The organism is Pseudoalteromonas sp. S3431 (assembly GCF_000690035.1).
Classification (GTDB): Bacteria; Pseudomonadota; Gammaproteobacteria; order Enterobacterales; family Alteromonadaceae; genus Pseudoalteromonas; species Pseudoalteromonas fuliginea.
Map to the genome: position 1 here is coordinate 12,266 of NZ_JJNY01000026.1, position 20,000 is coordinate 32,265.

The following is a 20,000-nucleotide window of genomic DNA, read 5'->3' on the forward strand; positions in this document are numbered from 1 at the left end:
CGACTATTTTAACACTTTATTGGCTCTGCGCTAAATTAACGTGTCTATATTAATGTAAAAGGGTCTGCATCTAAATAGGCAGGAAACGCTGCTTTAAACTCATCCAGTGGTGCTTTTTCAAGTGTTATAGTAACTAGTTGCTCGGTGTCATCTTGCGCTTTAGTTAATGCATCGCCTTTAAAGTCGTATACTGCTGTACCGCCATTGTGCGCCACGCCATTACCGTCGTCACCCACTCGATTAACGCCTACTACGTAGCACAGGTTTTCCATTGCACGCGCCATAAGTAACGTATCCCAAATATGGCGGCGCACAGCCGGCCAATTTGCTACGTTTATCATTACATCGTAGTCGTTATTATTACGTTGAAATACCGGAAAGCGCAGGTCGTAACATACTTGTGGTAATAGTTTAAAACCGTTGATTTCAAAAACTTTACGCGCTTGCCCTGCTACAACGTAATCGCCCTCGCTGCCTAAGCGAAATAAATGGCGTTTATCGTAATAACTCACCTCACCATCGGGTTTTACCCAATAAAACCGATTCGCTTTTTTATCGCCTTGTGCAACAAGTACCGAACCTGCAATAACCGCATTATGTTTATGAGCCTGCGCCTTTAACCACGTCAGTACTTTACCGTTTTCGGGCTCTGCACAATCTAAATTGATAGCAAAGCCAGTCGAGAATGTTTCGGACAGTAAAATAAGATCGGGCTGATGCATAATTGCTTCAAGCTGCTTATTAAACATGGCTAAATTAGCATCTTTATCAAGCCAATAAAGCGAGCTTTGCAATGCTGTAATGGTTAAAGTTGACATAATATTTGCGCAGCCTCTATGAGAGTGTTGTCGTTTTTAGCAAAGCATAAACGAATTACTTTGTCGGTTGGTGCCTTTTGATAAAACACACTTAACGGAATAGCCGCAACACCTGCTTGCTCAACTAACCAATGGCAAAAATCAACATCGTTTAAATCCGATACATCACTGTAATCTAACAATAAAAAGTAAGTGCCCTGGCTAGGTAAAATTTTAAAACGGCTGTTACTTAAATGACTCGCTAATAAGTCGCGTTTTTGCTGATAAAACCCGCTTAGCTCATCTATATGCTCACCTTGCTGCTCGAGCATATCGGCAAGCGCATGCTGTGCGGGGGTAAAACTTGAAAACGTAACGTACTGATGAATTTTTCTAAATTCGACAGCTAAATCGGCAGGTGCAATACAGTAACCCATTTTCCAGCCCGTGCTATGAAATGTTTTACCAAAACTCGATATAACAAAGCTTTTGGTAAATAATTCATCATCGCGTAATACACTTAAATGCGGTTGTTCATCAAACGTAATGTGTTCATATACCTCATCGCTTATTACATATAAATTGTGAGTGCTAACCAACTCTTTAAGCTTTTTTATATCATGTGGCTGTAATATTTTACCGCTAGGATTATGAGGTGTATTAATAATAATTGCACGGGTATTTTTAGTAATTGCTTGGCTTACTACTTGCCAATCAATAGTGTAATTTGGCGCACTTAAAGCAATGTGTACTGACTTTCCACCAGCGAGTTCAATTGCCGGCTGGTAAGAGTCATATGCAGGGTCAAATACAATCACTTCATCACTGGGGCGCACAATTGTTTGAATAGCTACAAACAATGCCTCTGTTGCACCCGAGGTAACAGTAACTTGATCAGCTGCGTTTATATCAACTGCATATTTGCGCTTTGCTAAATCAGCAATTTGTTGCTGTAATCTTGGTACGCCACTTGAAGGTGAATATTGATTAACGCCCTGCTGCACATAATAATTTAACTGCGTTTTTAAAAGATCAGGAGCATCAAACTCAGGAAAGCCTTGAGAGAGATTAATTGCCGAAAACTCATTAGCCAATCCGCTCATTTGGCTAAATATACTAACGCCTAAATTTGGTAATTTACTTTCAAACACGAGATGCCCTTAATGATGGTTTTGCGCTTAAAGCGATGCTATCATTGCTTAAAACAGAAGTATAGCCGTCTAAAAACAATTAACTTTACGCTCATTAGTGAGGAATGTATGCAAAACAATACCGCTATTTCACAACTTATTGAAGCCGGAAAATGGGTTAGCCAAAAAGGCTGGGTACCCGCAACAGGCGGAAACTTTTCAGCTCGTACTAGCACTGGCTTTGTTGTTACAGCAAGTGGGCACGATAAAGGCTCACTGACGCAAGCGCATTTTTTGCAATTAGATCACCAAGGCGAGCGCCTAGCAGGAGCTGTAAAACCATCGGCAGAAACACAATTACACCTAAGTTTGTATCAGCTTATACATGATGCACAGTGTGTTTTACATACTCACTCTGTAGCCGCTACCGTACTGTCGCAAATTACCCAAGAGCATCAGCTTGATTTAACAGGCTATGAAATGCAAAAAGCACTGAGCGGCTTTACTTCACACTTAGAAACGCTGAGCATTCCTATTTTCGATAACGATCAAGATATTGACCGATTAAGCCTGCTGGTCAGTGACCATCATTTACATACGCCTATAGAGCACGGCGTACTGATACGTGGTCATGGTTTATATGCAGTAGGACGTAATATTGATGAAGTTCGTCGCCACTTAGAAGCCTTAGAGTTTTTATTTAGCTGCGAACTAGAACGCCTAAAAATAATAGGTATTCAAGCGGGAGTAACTAAATGATTAAAGCCATTTTAACCGACATCGAAGGCACAATAACCCGTATTTCGTTCGTTAAAGAGGTGTTATTTCCTTACGCGGCAAAACAGTTACCTACCTTCATACGTGCCAATGCTAATAAACCGGATGTAGCCGAGCAAATTAATGCCGTAAAAGCCCTTATCGAAAAGCCAAACGCCGATATAGAAGAAGTCATTAGCGCCTTACTTACCTGGATTGATGAAGATAAAAAAATCACTCCACTTAAGCAGTTACAAGGCTTAATTTGGCAAACAGGGTATGAACACGGCGATTTTAAGGGTCATTTATACCCAGATGCATTTGATTTTTTACAAGCTCAACACAACAACGATATTACTTTGTATGTGTACTCATCTGGTTCGGTAAAAGCGCAGCTGTTGCTTTTTAAATACAGTGATTATGGCGACATTCGCAGCTTTTTTTCTGACTTTTTTGACACCAAAGTTGGCGCAAAGCAAGAACGAACTGCCTATAACACCATTGTTGAACTGTTACCGTTTCAGGCAGAAGAAATACTCTTTTTAAGTGATGTAACCGGTGAGCTTGACGCCGCGCAGGCTGTGGGTTTAAAAACACTACATTTAATTCGTGATGGGCAAGCAAGCACTAAAGCACACCCTTATATTAATGACTTTAGTCAATTTAAATTGGAGCAATTAGTATGAGCCAATTAACGGTGTATGCCGACAACAATGCAAACAAGGCACTTGTGAGCACATCAAATGCTGATGATATTACAAAGCAGCTAGCTAAAGTAAACGTACGTTTTGAACAGTGGCAAGCAAATGCAGATATTAATCAGCACACCACCCATGAGCAAATTATTAGTGCGTACAAAAGCGATATAGATCGGTTAAAAACTGAAAATGGCTATCAAACAGTAGATGTTATATCTCTAGCTAAAGGTAACCCTGGCGCATCAGAGCTGCGCAAAAAATTTTTATTTGAACATACTCATAGTGAAGACGAAGTACGTTTTTTTGTAAAAGGCCAAGGGCTATTTTGCCTGCATTTAGGCAATAAGGTTTATCAGGTACTTTGCCAACAAGGCGATTTAATTTCAGTGCCTGAACTTACCCCGCATTGGTTTGATATGGGAAGCGATCCTGAGTTTACTGCCATTCGCTTATTTAACAATACAGAGGGCTGGGTAGCAAAAAGCACTGACTCGTCTATTGCAGAGCAATTTCCACTATTATCGTAAGTTGGTCATTCAAAACCTTGGTCCACACTAATAAACATAGCGTGGACCAAAAATACCGCGAAGTTACTTAAGCTTTATGAGACCGCCATTTTCTACCTGACTTTGGTTATAAACCCCCGTGTCTAACACCCACCCTGTAACCAGTTTTGCCGGTGTTATATCAAATGCAGGGTTATATACATTGGCATTAGTGGGTGCCCACAAAGCCTCACCAAAGCTACCGCTAACTCCGCGCACTTCTTGAGGATTACGTTGCTCTATTTCTATATCATCACCACACGCGGTGTTGGTATCAAGCGTAGTAATAGGCGCAACTACATAAAATGGAATGTTATGAAAATACGCAAGTACGGCTAAATTATAGGTACCCACTTTATTAGCAAAATCACCATTGGCGGCAATACGATCAGCCCCTACCACTATTTTATCTACCTTACCTGCAGCCATTAAACTTGCCGCCATATTATCGCAAATTAATGTGTAAGGTATTTTCCAGCGCTCAAGCTCAAAGGCCGTTAAGCGGCCGCCTTGTAATAATGGTCGTGTTTCATCAACCCACACATGTACGTTGCCATGTTTTTGCTGCGCTTTGTAAATAACACCCAGTGCAGTACCAATACCAGCGGTTGCAAGCGCCCCTGTATTACAATGAGTTAATATGTTGTCGCCACTATTTATAAGCTCGGCACCACGATTTGCCATTCGTTCACACAGCTCAATATCTTCAATAAACAACCGCTCAGCAGTACTAACAATACCGGCAACATAATCGCTTTGCGTTAAAGCTTTTCGCAATGCCGCCATACAATGCATTAAATTAACCGCCGTTGGACGAGTGGCTTCTAGTTCATTGATTGCTTTTTCAAGCTCACTTTTCACTACCCCTTGCTCAGCTAAATACGCCACTAACAAGCTCGCGCTTAAACCAATAAGTGGAGCTCCACGTACTTTTAAGTTAATGATCAGCTCTTTCATGGTTTCTACATCATGGCACTGATGCCATACCTGCTGGTGAGGTAGTAAATATTGGTCGAGCACACTAAGCGACCCGTTTTCATATTTTAAACTGCTTGCGATTAAATTTTGCATAATGCTTAAGGTATTAAAAATGCGTGACGTTATTTTACACCACTTTGAATAACTCTCAAGTTAGACTTGTAGACATCTAAACATTTAAAGGTATAGAATGCTTAAAAGCTGATTTTTGAGATTAAAACCATGACTAACTATGTTGCTTTTAACGCACAGCGCGCTATCGATTACGTATCGACATTAATTGAATCTAAACAATGTAATTTTTTTGATTCCGGACAAACCTTATCTGCGTATGAGTTTGGTGATGGCAATCTTAATTTAGTGTTTAGAATTACTGATGAGCAAAACAATAGTGTTATTTTAAAGCAAGCTCTGCCTTACGCGCGTTGCGTGGGTGAGTCGTGGCCATTAACACTTGATAGAGCCCGTATAGAAGCACAAGCTTTACTTAACCATGGTGCTATTTGCCCTACTTATACTGCTAATGTTTTACATTATAGTGAAATACAAGCCCTTACTATTTTAGAAGATTTAGGTAATTTACAAATATTGCGTACTGCACAAAATAATGCAGAGCAATTTCCTAAATTGGCACAGCATGTAGCTACCTACTTAAGCCACACCGGCTTTTATAATTCAGATTTTTACTTAACCGCGCAAACTAAAAAAGCGCTCGTTAGCCAATTTACTAATCCTGAGCTTTGCCAAATCACTGAAGACTTATTTTTTAGCGACCCGTACATTGGGCACGAACGCAATAACTACCCAGATCAACTACAAAGCGAAGTTGATGCAATACAAAAAAACAGCGCATTAAAGTTAGAAATAGCAAAATTAAAAGCTAATTTTTTATCTAACCCGCAAACATTACTTCATGGTGATATGCATAGCGGCAGTATTTTTGTTGATTGTAATAATACAAAGATGATCGATCCTGAGTTTGGTTTTTTTGGTCCTGTTGGGTTCGATATTGGCTCTTTTATTGGTAATTTACTTTTAAATTACTGCGCACAATACGGGCATATTGAAGATTTTGTGGCTCGTCGTAATTACCAAACACATTTACTTAGCTGTATCGTAGACACCTATAGTTTATTTGAGCAGCAATGGCTTGAATTAATACGCACTAAAACAACAAATGAATCACTAGCGCCAGTAGGCTATGCGCAATACTTTATGAAAAACGTATTGCAAGATGCTGTTGGTTACTGTGGTGCTGAGCTAATTAGGCGTACTATAGGGCTTGCGCACGTAAGCGATATAGATAGTATTAGTGATGAGAATGCGCGCCTTACAGTGCAAAAACAAACATTAGCACTAGGCGAGCAACTTATTTTAAATGCACAAACATGCAACAACAAAGAAGCATTCTTTAGTTTATTAATAAGCCAATTAAACTAACAAACATTAAAAAGGCGCTATTAGCGCCTTCTAGTTAGTTAAAACTTACTTGTAGTTTTCGTAAATTTTATCAAGCGGTTCCGAAAGCCCACTTTCTTGCACTATACGTACATGCTCACGTTTTAATTCGCGTGCACTAGTCACACCACAAGAATGAGCTATTAGCCCAGCGCCATAATGAATGTATTTATTATAGTTAGCTACTCGCTGCGCTTTATCAGCTACATCTAAGCCGCGTTGCAAACGCTCGTTATGCGTAGTGATCCCGGTTGGACAAGTATCTTTATTACATTGCATTGCTTGAATACAGCCCAGTGCAAACATATGACCACGAGCCGATACAACAAAATCAGCACCGAGCGCCAATGCCCAAGCAACCTTTGAAGGAACAATTAATTTACCAGAAGCGATTATTTTAATACGATCTCGAAGCCCATGTTTTTCAAGCATATTAACTACAAGCGGTAAACTTTCGCGCAGTGGTAAACCCACCGAATCCATAAGCGGTTGCGGTGCTGCGCCCGTACCACCATCAGCACTATCTATGGTAATAAAGTCAGGTGCAGACTCGATACCACGATGATTTATTTCAGCGAACAACGTTTCTAACCATCCGTATGCACCAATAACAGCTTTAAACCCTGTAGGCTTACCTGTCGCGTTACGTACAGTGGCAATCATATCAAGAATATCGGCTGGATTTTTAATTTCAGGGTGACCATTGGGGCTAATCGAATCTTGCCCTTCTGGTATCCCCCTAATTTTAGCTATTTCGGCATTAACTTTGCGCCCTGGAAGCATTCCACCCTTGCCAGGTTTAGCGCCTTGGCTCATTTTTAGTTCGAACATTTTGACTTGTTCGTGAGCCGCTATTTCTTTAAGTTTTTCAGTACTTAAATTACCGTGCTCGTCTCGTGCACCATATTTAGCGGTACCAATTTGAAAAACAATATCAGCCCCACCTTCTAAGTGATAAGGGCTTAATCCCCCTTCACCGGTGTTCATCCAACAACCTGCTAACTTAGCTCCTTTTGATAAAGCACGTACAGCGGGTTTTGATAACGCACCAAAGCTCATACCTGATACATTAAATAGCGAGTTGGTGGTGTAAGGTGTTTTACAGTATGGACCCAAAGTAACATTACTCGGGTCGAGCGCTTCTTCATCTAAAGTAGGAAACGCACAGTTCATAAACATAACTGTACCCGTTACTTCTAAGCTTTGCGTAGAGCCAAATGCCGCAGTACGGTCAACATCTTTTGCAGCACGATAAACCCAGCTTCGTTCAGCTCGATTAAATGGCATTTCTTCTCTATCTTGCGCAAAAAAGTACTGCCTGAAAAACTCCCCTTGGCGCTCAAAAAAATACCGAAAACGCCCTATCACGGGGTAATTTCGCCTTATAGCGTGCTTAGTTTGTGTAATATCGCGAAAATAAAAAACAATTACAGTAAGCACAACGCACCCGAGTAAAACTATAAACATACTTGCAAATATATCGATACTAAACATTATAAAATTGCTCATTTATGACCCTTGGTGATTTTTAAAATAAGACCTAATAAGTACTGACCGCTTTAATGAACTAAATGGCTCATCATAATTACTAACCTGCTTACTTAAAATAAATACAACTACTTACCAACAGAGCACTAACTTACATAGCTATAAAAACAACTCAGTACCCATTTTTAAAAATTATACTTATTTACTTTCCAGCTTAACTGATTCATTTTTTATATACATACGTACTTGTGTTTCTAGCACTGATAAAGGTACTGAACCATGGCGTAATATTTGATGATGGAATTCACGAATATCAAAATTTTTCCCAAGCGCTTGCTCTGCCTCAGCGCGTAAACGTTTAATAGTTAACTCACCAATTTTGTATGACAGTGCCTGTGCTGGCCACGATATATAACGATCGGTTTCCGTTTTAACATTATGCAGCGAAAGCGCGGTGTTTTCGCTCATAAAGTTCATAGCCCGATCTCTACTCCAGCCATACATGTGCATTCCCGTATCAACAACTAAACGTGCTGCTCGCCACATTTCATAAGTTAAGCGACCAAAACGGCTATATGGGTCTTGATAAAAGCCAGCTTCTAAGCCCAAGTATTCAGAGTAAAGCCCCCAACCTTCGCCAAATGCCGAAAGGTAAGCATCACGACGGTAGCTCGGTAGATTTTCAAGCTCGGCATTAAGTGATATTTGTAAATGATGCCCTGGCACTGCTTCGTGCAGAGTCAACGCTTCTAAAACATAGAGAGGGCGCTTATCTAATGCGTAAGTGTTCACCCAATAATAACCTGCTTCATCATCTCGATTAGAGCCAGAATAACGGCCTGTTGTGTATTTAGGAGCAATATTGGCTGGTACGGGGGCTACGCCATAAGGTTTACGTGGCAAGGTATGAAATAGCTTAGGCAGCTGTGCATCCATTTTTTTAGCAATATAAGATGCTTCTTTTAAAAGCTGCTCTGGTGTTGTGGCATAAAATTGTGGATCCGTACGTAAAAAGTGAATAAATTCGGCGAATGTGCCTTTAAAACCTACTTCAGCTATTACGTCCTCCATTTCACTGCGAATTCGAGCGACCTCTTTTAATCCAAGTTCATGAATCTCTTTAGGCGTCATGTCGGTAGTAGTGTAATACTTAGCTCTGTTTTTATAAAATGCCTCGCCATTAGGTGTATCTGATATACCAATGCTTGTGCGTGCACTAGGTCGATACTGCTGCGTAAAAAACACTAAATAATTTTTATAAGACTGTATAACATCTTCTTTTATAATGTTTTTAGCTTTTTGTTGTAGTGCCTTAAATTCACTATCGCTCAAGCCAGCAGTATTAGTTAAAAAAGGTTTATAAAACTCAGATGTAGTTATATCGTCAACAATGTAAGCATTAATTGAATCTTCGTAACCCTCTAGCACAGCTTTAGGTTGAGTAAGGCCCGTTTCTATCCCTTTTTTCATCCAATATATGTTTTGTTCAAAAAATCGTGGAACTTGCGCCAAACGTGCAAGGTATGTATCGAAATCTTGCTGATTTTTATATTGAGAGCTATTGATGATATATGATAATCCAGAGTGAAAACCATACTCTGATGTAAGCGGCATATAATGCGCATTGAATATATACTCATCAACGCTGTTTTGTACTTGTGCTCGAATAATGCTGAAGTTTATTTGATTTTCATCACTTAATTTATCAATGCTGACGGTATCTAAATCGGCAAGTAACTGTGTTTTATTCTTATATTCTTGCGCTAAAAATTCGGGCGATAGATTTGGTAACAAGTAACCTTTAACCCCTTTTGCATTGCTATAAGGATTAATGCTTTGTCTGTAATCAACAATGCTTTTGGCTATCTGCGTAAACTGTTGATCTGCATTTTGCGTTGTTATTTGACATGCACTTAATGAGCATAAAAACATGAAACCAAGTAAAGAATGGCGCATTGGCCGCTGTAAAAAATGATTCATTGTAATTTAACTTGACGATGTAATAGATATCACAAAGCTATCGTAGGCTAAATAAATAGCAAGTAAATGAGACCAATCAACGGTTATAAACCTTACTAAAACTAAGTGTATTTCGAGAGTAAAGTATATCAACAGAAGTAAAAACAAGCTTAATTGATGAGAAAAGCAGCTATTGAGTTGTTAAAATGAAAATTTAAGTTCCGTAGCTCTTTTTTTACTTTTAAATAACCGCCATAACGATTACTGTAGTAAAAAATAATAAAAGCTCGGATGCATAACCGCCTCACGGAATGAGATATTTAAATTAACTCTTATGCGTACTCAGTTGGTATTTAAAAATGATGTTCCATGATTCCATGGCAATTGCACAAGAAAAAATGACTAAAGTGTGTGTGTTTTTAGAGCGTTATGCGCTGCCGCCAACCCCGCTTAATTTTCAAGTGATTTATACCTATATTAGCCAATCCAATATAAACCTTAAAAATGCACTAGAACGTGCGATTGCAACAGAAGAAAATATAGACAGTGTTTTAATTGAACAATTATATTTTCAATTTTTAAATGAAGGGCACACAACTCAAGTCTCGATGATTCAAAATGTTGACGGTATTATCGGGTCACTTTCTCGAAATGCTCAAGCAACAGAAAAACAAATTATCCGCTTTGCTGATCAAGTAAATGAATGTGTGCATACGCTTGATGAAAACAGTATAGAACAAAGCCGTAAAGCCCTTAAAATCCTCAATACACAAACCGTAGAGTTACTAGAGCAGCATAAACAATTTAAGAAAGAACTTAGCAAAGCTAAAAAGTTACACGAAAAAACGCAAAAGCAATTAACTCAGCTCCGAAAGCAGCATATAGTAGATAGCCAAACGGGCCTTTATAAACGTCATTATTTAACTCAACAAACCCAAGTTTGGACAAATCAAGAAAAATCCATTTGTGCCATTGCTGTTCAAATAGATAACCTTGATCACTTTGTTGATAATTATGGTGATATTCTTGGTGAAGTTATTTTGAATAAAGTCGCTAAGCAAGTACAAAAGTATGTATTCCAAAGCGGTTTACCTGGACGGACTGCTAAAGACCAATTTACTATATTACTCGCCGACATTGATCCTGAAACGGCAACTTTAATAGCCGAAAAAGTACGTAATGGGGTAGAAAAGTTGCGATTTGTTAGCTCAAAAAGTGGCACAAAACTACCCGCTATAAACTTATCATTAGGGATTGCACAGCATCAGCAACAAGATGATTTTAATCAACTTGCTAAAAAAGCCTCAAATGCAGCTTTTAAAGCTCGATCTCTTGGGCAAAGTTGTTTTATTGCTGGGCATTAAATCACCTGATAAATCATATTCAAATTGCACCTGCAGTACACAATAAAGTACACTAGTGCTTATTGCCACGATAGAGATTAATCATGAACGAAACACCGCAAAAGACCACGCATTTTGGCTATAAAACGGTAGCTGAAAACGACAAAGCCTCAATGGTTGCAGACGTATTTCACTCAGTTGCAGCAAAATACGATGTAATGAATGATTTAATGTCTTTTGGTGTGCACCGCTTATGGAAACGTCAAACTATTGCCAGTTCTGGTGTTCGCAAAGGCCATCATGTACTTGATTTAGCTGGCGGCACTGGTGATTTAACGGCTAAATTTAGTCAATTAGTCGGTGAAACAGGTCAAGTTGTTTTAGGCGATATTAACTCCTCAATGCTCAAAGTGGGCCGTGAGAAGCTGCATAACTTGGGTCTTGTTGGTAATATTGACTACGTACAAATGAACGCCGAAATGCTGCCATTTCCAGATAATAGCTTTGATGTGATCACTATTGCTTTTGGTTTACGTAATGTAACCGATAAAGACAAAGCACTTCGTTCTATGTACCGTATTTTAAAGCCAGGTGGTCGCTTACTAGTGCTAGAATTTTCCAAGCCTGAGCATGAAGTACTAAGTAAAGCTTACGATTTTTATTCATTTAATTTATTACCAACAATGGGCAAACTAGTTGCTAACGACAGCGAGTCGTACAAATATTTAGCCGAATCGATTCGTATGCATCCAGATCAAGATACCCTTAAAGCAATGATGGATGACGCTGGCTTTGAACAAACAACTTATCAAAACCTAACAGGTGGTATTGTTGCACTTCACCGTGGTTTTAAATACTAAGGCAGAGTGATATGGCGCTTGAACAAGTAACTGAAAAAAATAATGATAGGTCAACTACATCTACTTTTTTCATGTTGCCTAACTTTGTACTTTCGCTTATCGAGCATGTACTTAATCAAGCACTTAAACTCGACCCAAAGCTTTCAAAAAAACTAAATGAAGTTAAAGAGCTGCGTTTAGTTGTTGAAGTAAGAGATTGGCAACAAACAATCCAACTCGTTTTTGCTGATAAAAAACTACATTTATATACCGCACAAAGCAGTGATAACGCTGATTGCATGATAAGCGCCGATATAGATACGCTTATTGCGCTAAAAAATCCAGCGATGCTTACCCAGCTAATACGCCAAGATAAACTCGACCTGCAAGGTGATTTGAATATTGCCCAAACTTACAGTAACGCATTTTCGAGTTTAGATATTGATTGGCCAGAACAACTATCAAAGCATATTGGCGATGGCCCGGCCCAGCAACTTTATTTACACTTAACCTCGCTCAAGCAGCAAAGCAGTAAAGTAAAAAAGCAGTTAGCCACTACACTTACTAGTTTATGTCAGGATGAGCTTGCTATAACTATTCATCCCTTAGAGCTTGAGCAATTCAAACAACAAAACCGAGTAATTAAAAGCCAAGTTGCTGCTATTGAGCAGCGTATAAACGCCTTATTAAACATCGTAACCCGCTAAGGATTTTTTGTGTCGACTGCACGATTGTATTACATCACTAAAACACTACTTAGCTACGGGTTAGATGAGTTAGTCCCTAAGCATAAAACGCCCTGGTTTGCCAAAATAATGCGTGGAAGCTTTTTTTGGCTACGCAATCAGCATAAAGAAAAATCAGTAGGGTTGCGTTTACGTCTTGCATTACAAGAGCTTGGTCCTGTATGGATTAAGTTTGGCCAAATGCTCTCCACCCGTCGCGATTTACTACCACACGATATAGCCCTAGAGCTCGCGTTTTTACAAGATCAGGTACAACCTTTTGAAGGTGAACTTGCACAAAAAATCATTGAAAAAGCACTCGAAATTAATGATATAAGTGAATTATTTAGTGAGTTTTCACAATCACCGCTGGCCTCGGCATCTATAGCGCAAGTACACACAGCAAAACTTATTGATGAGCACAACATTGAGCAAGATGTTGTAATAAAAGTTATTCGTCCAAATATTCATGAACAGATTCATGCTGACTTAGCGTTAATGGAAAAGCTCGCTAAAGTACTTGCCAAAGTACATAACGAGTCAAAACGCCTGCGCCCTGTAGAAGTTGTTAAAGAGTATAAAAAAACACTCCTTGATGAACTCGACTTAATGCGAGAAGGCGCTAATGGCATTCAGCTTAAGCGTAACTTTGAAGGTTCTGATTCTCTTTATATCCCTGCAGTTTATAGCGATTATAGCCGCCATAATGTATTAGTTATGGAGCGTATTTACGGCATACCTGTCTCTGATACTGATGCACTATTAGCACAAAATACAAATATGAAATTACTTGCTGAACGCGGTGTAGAGGTGTTTTTTACACAAGTATTTAGAGACAGTTTTTTTCATGCTGATATGCATCCTGGCAATATATTCGTCTCTCGCGAACATCCTGAAAACCCAAAATACATTGGTATAGATTGTGGTATTGTTGGTACGCTTAATAAAGAAGATAAACGCTATTTAGCTGAAAATTTCATTGCCTTTTTTAATCGTGATTATCGCCAAGTTGCCCAGCTACATGTTGATTCAGGTTGGGTACCACCCGATACCAGCATTGAAGAATTTGAATTTGCGATTCGTACAGTGTGTGAGCCTATATTTAACAAGCCACTTGCTGAAATTTCATTTGGTCATGTGCTTGTTAATTTATTTAATACCGCACGCCGCTTTAATATGCAGGTACAACCTCAACTCGTACTACTACAAAAAACTTTATTGTATGTTGAAGGGTTAGGCAGACAGCTTTACCCGCAACTGGATTTATGGAAAACAGCTAAACCCTTTTTAGAAGACTGGGTAAAACAACAAGTCGGCCCATTATCTGTATTGAAACAAATGTATGCTAATTTACCTTTTTGGGCAGAAAAAATGCCCGAGCTACCGGATTTAATTTATCAAAATTTAAAGCGAACTCCTCGCACTCAAGTACAAATACAAAAGGTATCTCAAAAACCTTTAATCTTGGGCTTGTTTGGTAGTGCGACAATAATCATGTCAGCTCTTTGTTATTTACAGCACGATTTAATTGCTGCCAGCATCGCTATTAGCTGCTCTGCTGTTAGCTTTATAACTGCATGGCGCAGCGCATAAACTAAGTGCTATTTGCGTTATTGAGCGTATAATTAGTATTTAAAATATACATTTAATCATTTTATAGACTGGAGATAACCATGGGTTTTGGTGGTATTAGTATTTGGCAATTATTGATTGTACTAGCAATCATCGTTCTTCTTTTTGGTACTAAAAAGTTACGTGGAATGGGTGGGGACTTAGGCGGTGCTGTTAAAGGCTTTAAAAAAGCCATGTCTGATGAAAAAAGTACAGAACAAGACACTACCGAGCAAATCCAAAAATCAGAAAATGCAGTTCCAAACGATCCAGCTAACGCTGAAAAAACCAAAGATAGTAATAAGGTTTAATTAGCATGGGAATGTGGGAGCTTGTTATTGTTCTTATTGTTGGTTTAGTGGTTTTAGGCCCTGAACGCTTGCCTGTGGCTATAAGAACAGTGAGCCGCTGGATTAAAACAGCCAAGTCGCTAGCTAATTCAGTTAAAGCCGAAGTCAGCGAAGAGCTACGCGTACATGAGCTGCATGAAAACCTTAAAAAAGCAGAGCAACAAAACTTAAAAGACTTAAGCCCTGAACTGCAAAACTCGTTGAGCGAGCTACAACAAGCAGCTCAATCAGTTACCCACAGCTATAAAAAACAACCGCCAAAGACAGAAAACAACCAACATATTGATGAAAAAAAGTGAAATTAATTTCCTTTTCAATGGTCAACTTACTAAATGGTATAAATAATAATGGTTGAGCAAGTAAAATCGGGGTTTGTGGCTCACTTAATTGAGTTACGAGATCGACTTATAAAAGCACTATTGAGCATTTTCGTTATTTTTATTGCCATAGTGTATTTTGCAAATGACATTTACGCTTTTGTTGCACAGCCGCTAGTCTCACATTTGCCAAGCACTGCAACGATGATTGCAACTGATGTGACAGCACCTTTTTTCGCCCCTTTTAAACTGACTTTATTTGTCGCTTTATTTGCATCTATTCCATGGATATTACATCAAATTTGGGGGTTTATCGCACCAGGGTTATATCAGCACGAAAAGAAAATGCTCATGCCTATTCTCGCCTCTAGCATAATACTGTTTTATGGTGGTATAGCCTTTTGTTACTTTGTAGTACTGCCAATTATTTTAGGCTTTTTTACAAGCGCAGGTCCTGAGATGATGACTCTTGCGCCCGACATAAGTAGTTATTTAGGATTTGTATTAAAATTATTTTTTGCTTTTGGTGTCGCGTTTGAAATTCCAGTTGCCATTATGCTGCTATGCTGGAGTGGCGCAACAACGACAACAAGCTTAAAAGAAAAACGCCCTTATATCGTGGTAGGTGTTTTTGTAGTCGCGATGTTTTTAACACCGCCTGATGTATTATCACAAACATTACTAGCGTTTCCGATGCTGCTTTTGTTTGAACTAGGCTTAATTTTAGCGAAATTTTATACCGCTAAACCACAACAAGAATCTGAGGAATAAAATGAAAAAACAACTACTCTCACTATTGGTTTTATTAAGCGCACCCACATTTGCTGCGCAAACAGAAATTAACACTCAAGCATTACAAGCATGTAGCTTTATTGAAAACGACTTTAACCGTTTACTATGTTACGACAATACTATTGCGGGTAAATCGCTAACCAAGCCATCAGTTGCAAAAGTTTTAGCACCACCAACAACAAATACTAACGTGCCAATACATACTCCAACACAGAAAGCGCCATCTGTTGCAAATGCCGATGATTTTGGTTTAGAGCATAAAGAGATATACAAAGAAAAAGATACTGAAATTAAAGCTACAATTACTTCAATAGAGAAAGCAGCTTATGGTGAGCTCATTATTAATTTAGATAATGATCAACAATGGCGTCAAATTGGCTCTGATAGTGTGCGCTTAAAAGAAAGTGATACGGTTGTTATAACTCGTGGTGTTTTTAACTCATTTTTATTAAAAAAAGCGAACCAAAATCGCTCTATTCGCGTTAAGCGCACTAAGTAATGTCGTACACCTTAATTGATGCTGGTGTTAATTTAACTAACCATCAGTTTGATGAACAGCATCAAGAGATTATTAACCGCGCCAATAGTGCAGGCGTTAACAACATGCTTATTATTGGCTGTGACATAGCAGGGAGTGAACAATCTCTTGAGCTGGCTATAAAGTATCAGCAATACTCTACAGCCGGCATACACCCTCATGATGCAAAATCAGCCACCAGCGAATTAGAGACTCAATTAAAACACCTTGCAAAGCACGATGAGGTGGTTGCTATTGGCGAATGTGGGCTTGACTATAATCGCGATTTTTCACCTAGAGATATTCAGCGTAGCGTCTTCAGGCGCCAGCTTGCTGTAGCCGAAGATTTAAATTTACCTGTTTACCTACACGAACGTGATGCCAATGAAGATATGCTTAAAATACTTAATGAATTCAAGGTACGCGGTATACTTCACTGCTTTACCGGTAATGCTAGCTCGTTAAAAAGTTATCTAGATTTGGGGCTTTACATTGGTATTACTGGCTGGGTATGCGATGAAAGACGTGGGAAAGAGTTACAACAATTAGTCCCTCACATTCCTTTAGAACGCTTGCTACTCGAAACTGATTCACCTTTTTTAATTCCGCGCTCGATTAAGCCTAAACCCAAATCACGTAAAAATGAACCCGCATTACTTCCACATATTTGCCAAACTGTCGCTCAACTGTATAAAATTGAAGCTGAAACTGTAGCAACTCAAACTACAAAAAACTTTAATCACATTTTTGCTCTAGAGACACGTTAATGATAGTTGCAAAAGTTTTATTTAGCCTACTTACCCTAGTATGTGTATTTAACGCTTCTGCAAATCCCATTGTAATAAGCCAAAATTTTAAATCCCAAAATATCATAAATTTAAACTATTCTTTTGAACCAACTTCGCTTTTAGAAGCTCGAAATAGTAATTTGAAAAATTGGCATTCACTTAAAAACAGCTCATTAAACTTAGGGTTAGAACAACGACCAGTATGGCTTACATTTACAATAGAAAACACACTCAACAGTGAAGTTGAGCCACTACTTTCAATAGATAATCCTCTCTTAAATAAAGTTCAGGTTTTTCATTTACACAATTCTGACCTGCTTTCACAAACACAAATAGGCGACGCCTTTGTGCTTTCTCAGCGACTAATAAAAAGCGAATCTTTATTAGTTAAATTAACATTGCCTTCAAACACAACAACAACTGTGATCCTCAAAGTTACGGATAGTGCGGGGTTACGAGTACCTTTAACTTTGTGGCAGCAAGATAGTTATTTAGCTTACAAAGGTAAACTAAATTTAATATATGGTTTGCTCATTGGTTTTGTATTTTCGTTAGCCTTTAGCTGTCTTGTTTTATATGGGTTCTCACGCAAGCTCTATTTTGCTTGTGCTGGTATGATAACGTTGACGTTAGGTTTATTACTCTCCTATTTGTGTGGATTTGGCTTGCGGTTTTTTCATCCAAACCTAACGGGTATTCAGCAACTAATGAGCTCTATGTTACTGATGCTTATTACCTTGTTGTTTTTACCTTTACAGCAACTCATTTGCCAACCTAAACGCTCTACGCTGTTAAAGGTACAAACGATAATAACCAGCCTATTTGCCATTTCATTACTATGTGTTTGGCTGCTACCTAACTTAATCGTTACTTTATTTAGCCTTGTAACTATTCCTATTATTTTGTGCTTTTATATTATCACTACACTTATATGTACTCGTAGTGACCCATCCAAACAAAATAAAGGCCTTTTACTGACTTTAATCTTCTTCCTTATAGTTATGGCCTACTTTATTGCTACAGCAATGGGCTGGTATTCCCTTGGTCAGAATAGTTTAGTTATTGTCTTTATTTGCTTTTTTAGCTGTATTTTTTGTTTGTGCTATACCGTAATGGAAAAGTTTATTTTGCAACGCGACCAACAAATAGTTACGCAGCAAACCTTGATTGCTAAAAATACGGCGCAAGATACACTCTTAAACGAACGTCTAGCGTTACAAGAGAAAGCTCGCCGAGAGTTAGAAGCGCTTGTCGACGAACGAACCTTTGAACTGCAAGTAACCTTAAGAGAGCTTGAAGAGAAAAATAGAGAGCTTGAGCAACTTAATACTGAAGATGCTTTAACCGGTATAAAAAACCGTCGTTTCTTTGATAAGAAATTAATAATGGAGCTTCGTCGTTCTCGCCGAGAGCAAACGCCATTAAGTATTATTATGCTTGATATAGACCGCTTCAAAACAATTAATGATACGTATGGTCATTTAACTGGCGATCAGGTTATTAGAGCGGTGTCAGATATTATAAAAAATAATCTAAAGCGTCCACTTGATGAAGTTGCACGCTACGGTGGCGAAGAATTTGTAGTGCTGCTTCCAAATACACCAAATGAAGGCGCGTTAGATATTGCAGAACAAATACGCGAAACAATTGCGCAAAGTACTGTAATTGTTGCTGGCACTGACATTAAATTTACAATTAGTGCTGGTGTTTACACTAGCGTCGCAGATGATCTTAACACCCCCGAAATATTTACCGAGCACGCTGATAAAGCCCTCTATTACGCTAAACAGCACGGTCGTAATCAAGTAATTAATTTTCCAATTCCACAGTAGGAGTATTCTAATATGGCCCAATCAGGACTAGACCTTTTTCCGTATACTCGTATGCGCAGAATGCGTAGAAGCGATTTTTCTCGTCGTCTAATGGCTGAAAACCAACTTAGCGTAAACGATTTAATCTATCCCGTTTTCGTACTTGAAGGTAAAAATCGTCGTGAAGCGATTGAATCAATGCCCGGTATTGAACGTTTATCAATAGATTTATTGCTTATTGAGGCAAAAGAGCTCGTTGAGCTCGGCGTGCCAGCCATTGCAATCTTTCCGGTAACACCTACAGATAAAAAGTCATTATTCGCCGAAGAAGCTTACAATGAAGATGGTTTAGTGCAGCGAACTGTTCGCGCTTTAAAAGAAGCTTACCCTGAACTCGGTGTAATTACTGATGGTGCACTTGACCCATTCACTACACATGGGCAAGACGGCATCATTGATGACTCAGGTTACGTCATCAATGATGTAACAACTGAAATATTGGTTAAACAAGCACTTTCTCATGCACAAGCTGGAGCCGATGTTATCGCTCCTTCAGATATGATGGATGGCCGTATTGGCGCAATTCGTGAAGCGCTTGAAGCGGATGGCTTTATCCATACTCGCATTATGGCTTATTCAGCTAAGTATGCCTCTAGCTATTATGGTCCTTTCAGAGATGCAATAGGTTCTGCAGGGAACTTAAAAGGCGCTGACAAAAAGACCTACCAGATGGATCCTGCAAACTCTGACGAAGCAATACGTGAAGTTGCATTAGACTTACAAGAAGGCGCTGATATGGTTATGGTTAAACCTGGCATGCCTTATTTAGATATTGTACGTCGCGTAAAAGATGAATTTGGCGTGCCAACTTTCGCCTATCAAGTTAGCGGCGAATACGCTATGCACAAAGCCGCAATCGATAATGGCTGGCTGAACGAGGAAGCAACAATAATGGAATCTCTCTTGGCATTTAAGCGAGCTGGTGCTGATGGTATTCTGACTTATTTCGCTAAACAAGCTGCACAATACTTAAAAAGTAAATAATGTAATACAATAGTCACAATTTCGCTATTTTTGCTTTCATTTTATTTACTTATT

20 protein-coding genes are annotated in these 20,000 nt (G+C 38.9%); 15 read left to right on the forward strand and 5 right to left on the reverse strand.

The annotated features are described in order from the left end of the window. Positions 1-44 precede the first annotated feature (44 nt). Complete coding sequence (locus DO88_RS12420; protein ID WP_033038576.1) at positions 45-818, reverse strand: amidohydrolase; 774 nt, start codon at positions 816-818, stop codon at positions 45-47. Then, positions 806-1,948 (reverse strand): methionine aminotransferase, encoded by a 1,143-nt coding sequence (locus DO88_RS12415; protein WP_033038578.1) that lies wholly within the window; start codon positions 1,946-1,948, stop codon positions 806-808. Before DO88_RS12415 ends, DO88_RS12420 begins: the two co-directional genes overlap by 13 nt. Positions 1,949-2,056: 108 nt before the next feature. Here DO88_RS12415 and DO88_RS12410 point away from each other — a divergent pair, with 108 nt between their 5' ends. The 3 genes from DO88_RS12410 to DO88_RS12400 are packed head-to-tail and all read left to right on the forward strand — an operon-like array spanning position 2,057 to position 3,908. Further along, positions 2,057-2,686 (forward strand): methylthioribulose 1-phosphate dehydratase, encoded by a 630-nt coding sequence (locus tag DO88_RS12410; RefSeq protein WP_033031169.1) that lies wholly within the window; start codon positions 2,057-2,059, stop codon positions 2,684-2,686. Continuing rightward, positions 2,683-3,369, forward strand: a complete 687-nt coding sequence (mtnC, locus tag DO88_RS12405) for an acireductone synthase (RefSeq protein WP_033031171.1) — start codon at positions 2,683-2,685, stop codon at positions 3,367-3,369. The genes DO88_RS12410 and mtnC overlap by 4 nt, the downstream gene beginning before the upstream one ends. Next, positions 3,366-3,908 carry a 1,2-dihydroxy-3-keto-5-methylthiopentene dioxygenase gene (locus DO88_RS12400; RefSeq protein WP_008136549.1) on the forward strand — a complete coding sequence of 181 codons (543 nt, stop codon included), beginning with the start codon at positions 3,366-3,368 and terminating at the stop codon, positions 3,906-3,908. Before mtnC ends, DO88_RS12400 begins: the two co-directional genes overlap by 4 nt. Positions 3,909-3,971: 63 nt before the next feature. Here the strand turns inward: DO88_RS12400 and mtnA are convergent, their stop codons facing one another. Continuing rightward, a complete protein-coding gene (mtnA, locus tag DO88_RS12395) occupies positions 3,972-4,997 on the reverse strand; it encodes an S-methyl-5-thioribose-1-phosphate isomerase (RefSeq protein ID WP_033038580.1) in 1,026 nt (341 codons plus the stop codon). Positions 4,998-5,126: 129 nt separating this feature from the next. Here mtnA and mtnK point away from each other — a divergent pair, with 129 nt between their 5' ends. Further along, the gene (mtnK, locus tag DO88_RS12390) at positions 5,127-6,344 is read left to right on the forward strand and encodes an S-methyl-5-thioribose kinase (RefSeq protein ID WP_033038583.1); all 1,218 of its coding nucleotides are present in this window, start codon (positions 5,127-5,129) and stop codon (positions 6,342-6,344) included. Positions 6,345-6,389: 45 nt separating this feature from the next. Here the strand turns inward: mtnK and DO88_RS12385 are convergent, their stop codons facing one another. After that, positions 6,390-7,871 (reverse strand): FMN-binding glutamate synthase family protein, encoded by a 1,482-nt coding sequence (locus tag DO88_RS12385; protein ID WP_033023783.1) that lies wholly within the window; start codon positions 7,869-7,871, stop codon positions 6,390-6,392. 177 nt (positions 7,872-8,048) lie between these two features. Continuing rightward, positions 8,049-9,830: a DUF885 domain-containing protein gene (locus DO88_RS12380; RefSeq protein WP_033038586.1), complete on the reverse strand. Its 1,782-nt coding sequence runs from the start codon at positions 9,828-9,830 to the stop codon at positions 8,049-8,051. 356 nt (positions 9,831-10,186) lie between these two features. Between DO88_RS12380 and DO88_RS12375 the strand changes: the two genes are divergently transcribed. The 11 genes from DO88_RS12375 to hemB all read left to right on the forward strand — a co-directional run bounded on the left by DO88_RS12375 (position 10,187) and on the right by hemB (position 19,946). Further along, entirely contained in the window at positions 10,187-11,173 is a 987-nt protein-coding gene (locus DO88_RS12375; RefSeq protein ID WP_033038588.1) for a GGDEF domain-containing protein, read from the forward strand. Between the two features lie 83 nt (positions 11,174-11,256). Beyond that, the gene (ubiE, locus tag DO88_RS12370; RefSeq protein WP_007378026.1) at positions 11,257-12,012 is read left to right on the forward strand and encodes a bifunctional demethylmenaquinone methyltransferase/2-methoxy-6-polyprenyl-1,4-benzoquinol methylase UbiE; all 756 of its coding nucleotides are present in this window, start codon (positions 11,257-11,259) and stop codon (positions 12,010-12,012) included. 11 nt (positions 12,013-12,023) lie between these two features. Then, positions 12,024-12,698, forward strand: coding sequence for a ubiquinone biosynthesis accessory factor UbiJ (locus DO88_RS12365; RefSeq protein ID WP_007378025.1), 675 nt, complete (start codon positions 12,024-12,026; stop codon positions 12,696-12,698). A gap of 9 nt (positions 12,699-12,707) precedes the next feature. Beyond that, positions 12,708-14,309, forward strand: a complete 1,602-nt coding sequence (gene ubiB, locus DO88_RS12360) for a ubiquinone biosynthesis regulatory protein kinase UbiB (RefSeq protein WP_033038589.1) — start codon at positions 12,708-12,710, stop codon at positions 14,307-14,309. Positions 14,310-14,389: 80 nt separating this feature from the next. Continuing rightward, complete coding sequence (gene tatA, locus DO88_RS12355; RefSeq protein WP_033038590.1) at positions 14,390-14,638, forward strand: Sec-independent protein translocase subunit TatA; 249 nt, start codon at positions 14,390-14,392, stop codon at positions 14,636-14,638. 5 nt (positions 14,639-14,643) lie between these two features. Then, positions 14,644-14,976 carry a Sec-independent protein translocase protein TatB gene (gene tatB, locus DO88_RS12350; RefSeq protein ID WP_007378022.1) on the forward strand — a complete coding sequence of 111 codons (333 nt, stop codon included), beginning with the start codon at positions 14,644-14,646 and terminating at the stop codon, positions 14,974-14,976. A gap of 48 nt (positions 14,977-15,024) precedes the next feature. Next, positions 15,025-15,765 (forward strand): twin-arginine translocase subunit TatC, encoded by a 741-nt coding sequence (tatC, locus tag DO88_RS12345; protein ID WP_007378021.1) that lies wholly within the window; start codon positions 15,025-15,027, stop codon positions 15,763-15,765. Between the two features lies 1 nt (position 15,766). Continuing rightward, positions 15,767-16,285 (forward strand): hypothetical protein, encoded by a 519-nt coding sequence (locus DO88_RS12340; RefSeq protein WP_033038592.1) that lies wholly within the window; start codon positions 15,767-15,769, stop codon positions 16,283-16,285. Then, positions 16,285-17,070: a TatD family hydrolase gene (locus tag DO88_RS12335; RefSeq protein WP_007378019.1), complete on the forward strand. Its 786-nt coding sequence runs from the start codon at positions 16,285-16,287 to the stop codon at positions 17,068-17,070. Before DO88_RS12340 ends, DO88_RS12335 begins: the two co-directional genes overlap by 1 nt. After that, the gene (locus tag DO88_RS12330) at positions 17,070-18,923 is read left to right on the forward strand and encodes a diguanylate cyclase (RefSeq protein WP_033038595.1); all 1,854 of its coding nucleotides are present in this window, start codon (positions 17,070-17,072) and stop codon (positions 18,921-18,923) included. The genes DO88_RS12335 and DO88_RS12330 overlap by 1 nt, the downstream gene beginning before the upstream one ends. A gap of 12 nt (positions 18,924-18,935) precedes the next feature. After that, a complete protein-coding gene (gene hemB, locus DO88_RS12325) occupies positions 18,936-19,946 on the forward strand; it encodes a porphobilinogen synthase (RefSeq protein ID WP_007378017.1) in 1,011 nt (336 codons plus the stop codon). Positions 19,947-20,000 lie beyond the last annotated feature (54 nt).

What these genes read in the sequence shown, in the direction of transcription:
- DO88_RS12420 (WP_033038576.1), bottom strand. Translation starts at nt 818, where the DNA reads ATGTCAACTTTAACCATTACAGCATTGCAAAGCTCGCTTTATTGGCTT.
- DO88_RS12410 (WP_033031169.1), top strand. Translation starts at nt 2,057, where the DNA reads ATGCAAAACAATACCGCTATTTCACAACTTATTGAAGCCGGAAAATGG.
- mtnC (WP_033031171.1), top strand. Translation starts at nt 2,683, where the DNA reads ATGATTAAAGCCATTTTAACCGACATCGAAGGCACAATAACCCGTATT.
- DO88_RS12400 (WP_008136549.1), top strand. Translation starts at nt 3,366, where the DNA reads ATGAGCCAATTAACGGTGTATGCCGACAACAATGCAAACAAGGCACTT.
- mtnA (WP_033038580.1), bottom strand. Translation starts at nt 4,997, where the DNA reads ATGCAAAATTTAATCGCAAGCAGTTTAAAATATGAAAACGGGTCGCTT.
- mtnK (WP_033038583.1), top strand. Translation starts at nt 5,127, where the DNA reads ATGACTAACTATGTTGCTTTTAACGCACAGCGCGCTATCGATTACGTA.
- DO88_RS12385 (WP_033023783.1), bottom strand. Translation starts at nt 7,871, where the DNA reads ATGAGCAATTTTATAATGTTTAGTATCGATATATTTGCAAGTATGTTT.
- DO88_RS12380 (WP_033038586.1), bottom strand. Translation starts at nt 9,830, where the DNA reads ATGAATCATTTTTTACAGCGGCCAATGCGCCATTCTTTACTTGGTTTC.
- DO88_RS12375 (WP_033038588.1), top strand. Translation starts at nt 10,187, where the DNA reads ATGGCAATTGCACAAGAAAAAATGACTAAAGTGTGTGTGTTTTTAGAG.
- ubiE (WP_007378026.1), top strand. Translation starts at nt 11,257, where the DNA reads ATGAACGAAACACCGCAAAAGACCACGCATTTTGGCTATAAAACGGTA.
- DO88_RS12365 (WP_007378025.1), top strand. Translation starts at nt 12,024, where the DNA reads ATGGCGCTTGAACAAGTAACTGAAAAAAATAATGATAGGTCAACTACA.
- tatA (WP_033038590.1), top strand. Translation starts at nt 14,390, where the DNA reads ATGGGTTTTGGTGGTATTAGTATTTGGCAATTATTGATTGTACTAGCA.
- tatB (WP_007378022.1), top strand. Translation starts at nt 14,644, where the DNA reads ATGGGAATGTGGGAGCTTGTTATTGTTCTTATTGTTGGTTTAGTGGTT.
- tatC (WP_007378021.1), top strand. Translation starts at nt 15,025, where the DNA reads ATGGTTGAGCAAGTAAAATCGGGGTTTGTGGCTCACTTAATTGAGTTA.
- DO88_RS12340 (WP_033038592.1), top strand. Translation starts at nt 15,767, where the DNA reads ATGAAAAAACAACTACTCTCACTATTGGTTTTATTAAGCGCACCCACA.
- DO88_RS12335 (WP_007378019.1), top strand. Translation starts at nt 16,285, where the DNA reads ATGTCGTACACCTTAATTGATGCTGGTGTTAATTTAACTAACCATCAG.
- DO88_RS12330 (WP_033038595.1), top strand. Translation starts at nt 17,070, where the DNA reads ATGATAGTTGCAAAAGTTTTATTTAGCCTACTTACCCTAGTATGTGTA.
- hemB (WP_007378017.1), top strand. Translation starts at nt 18,936, where the DNA reads ATGGCCCAATCAGGACTAGACCTTTTTCCGTATACTCGTATGCGCAGA.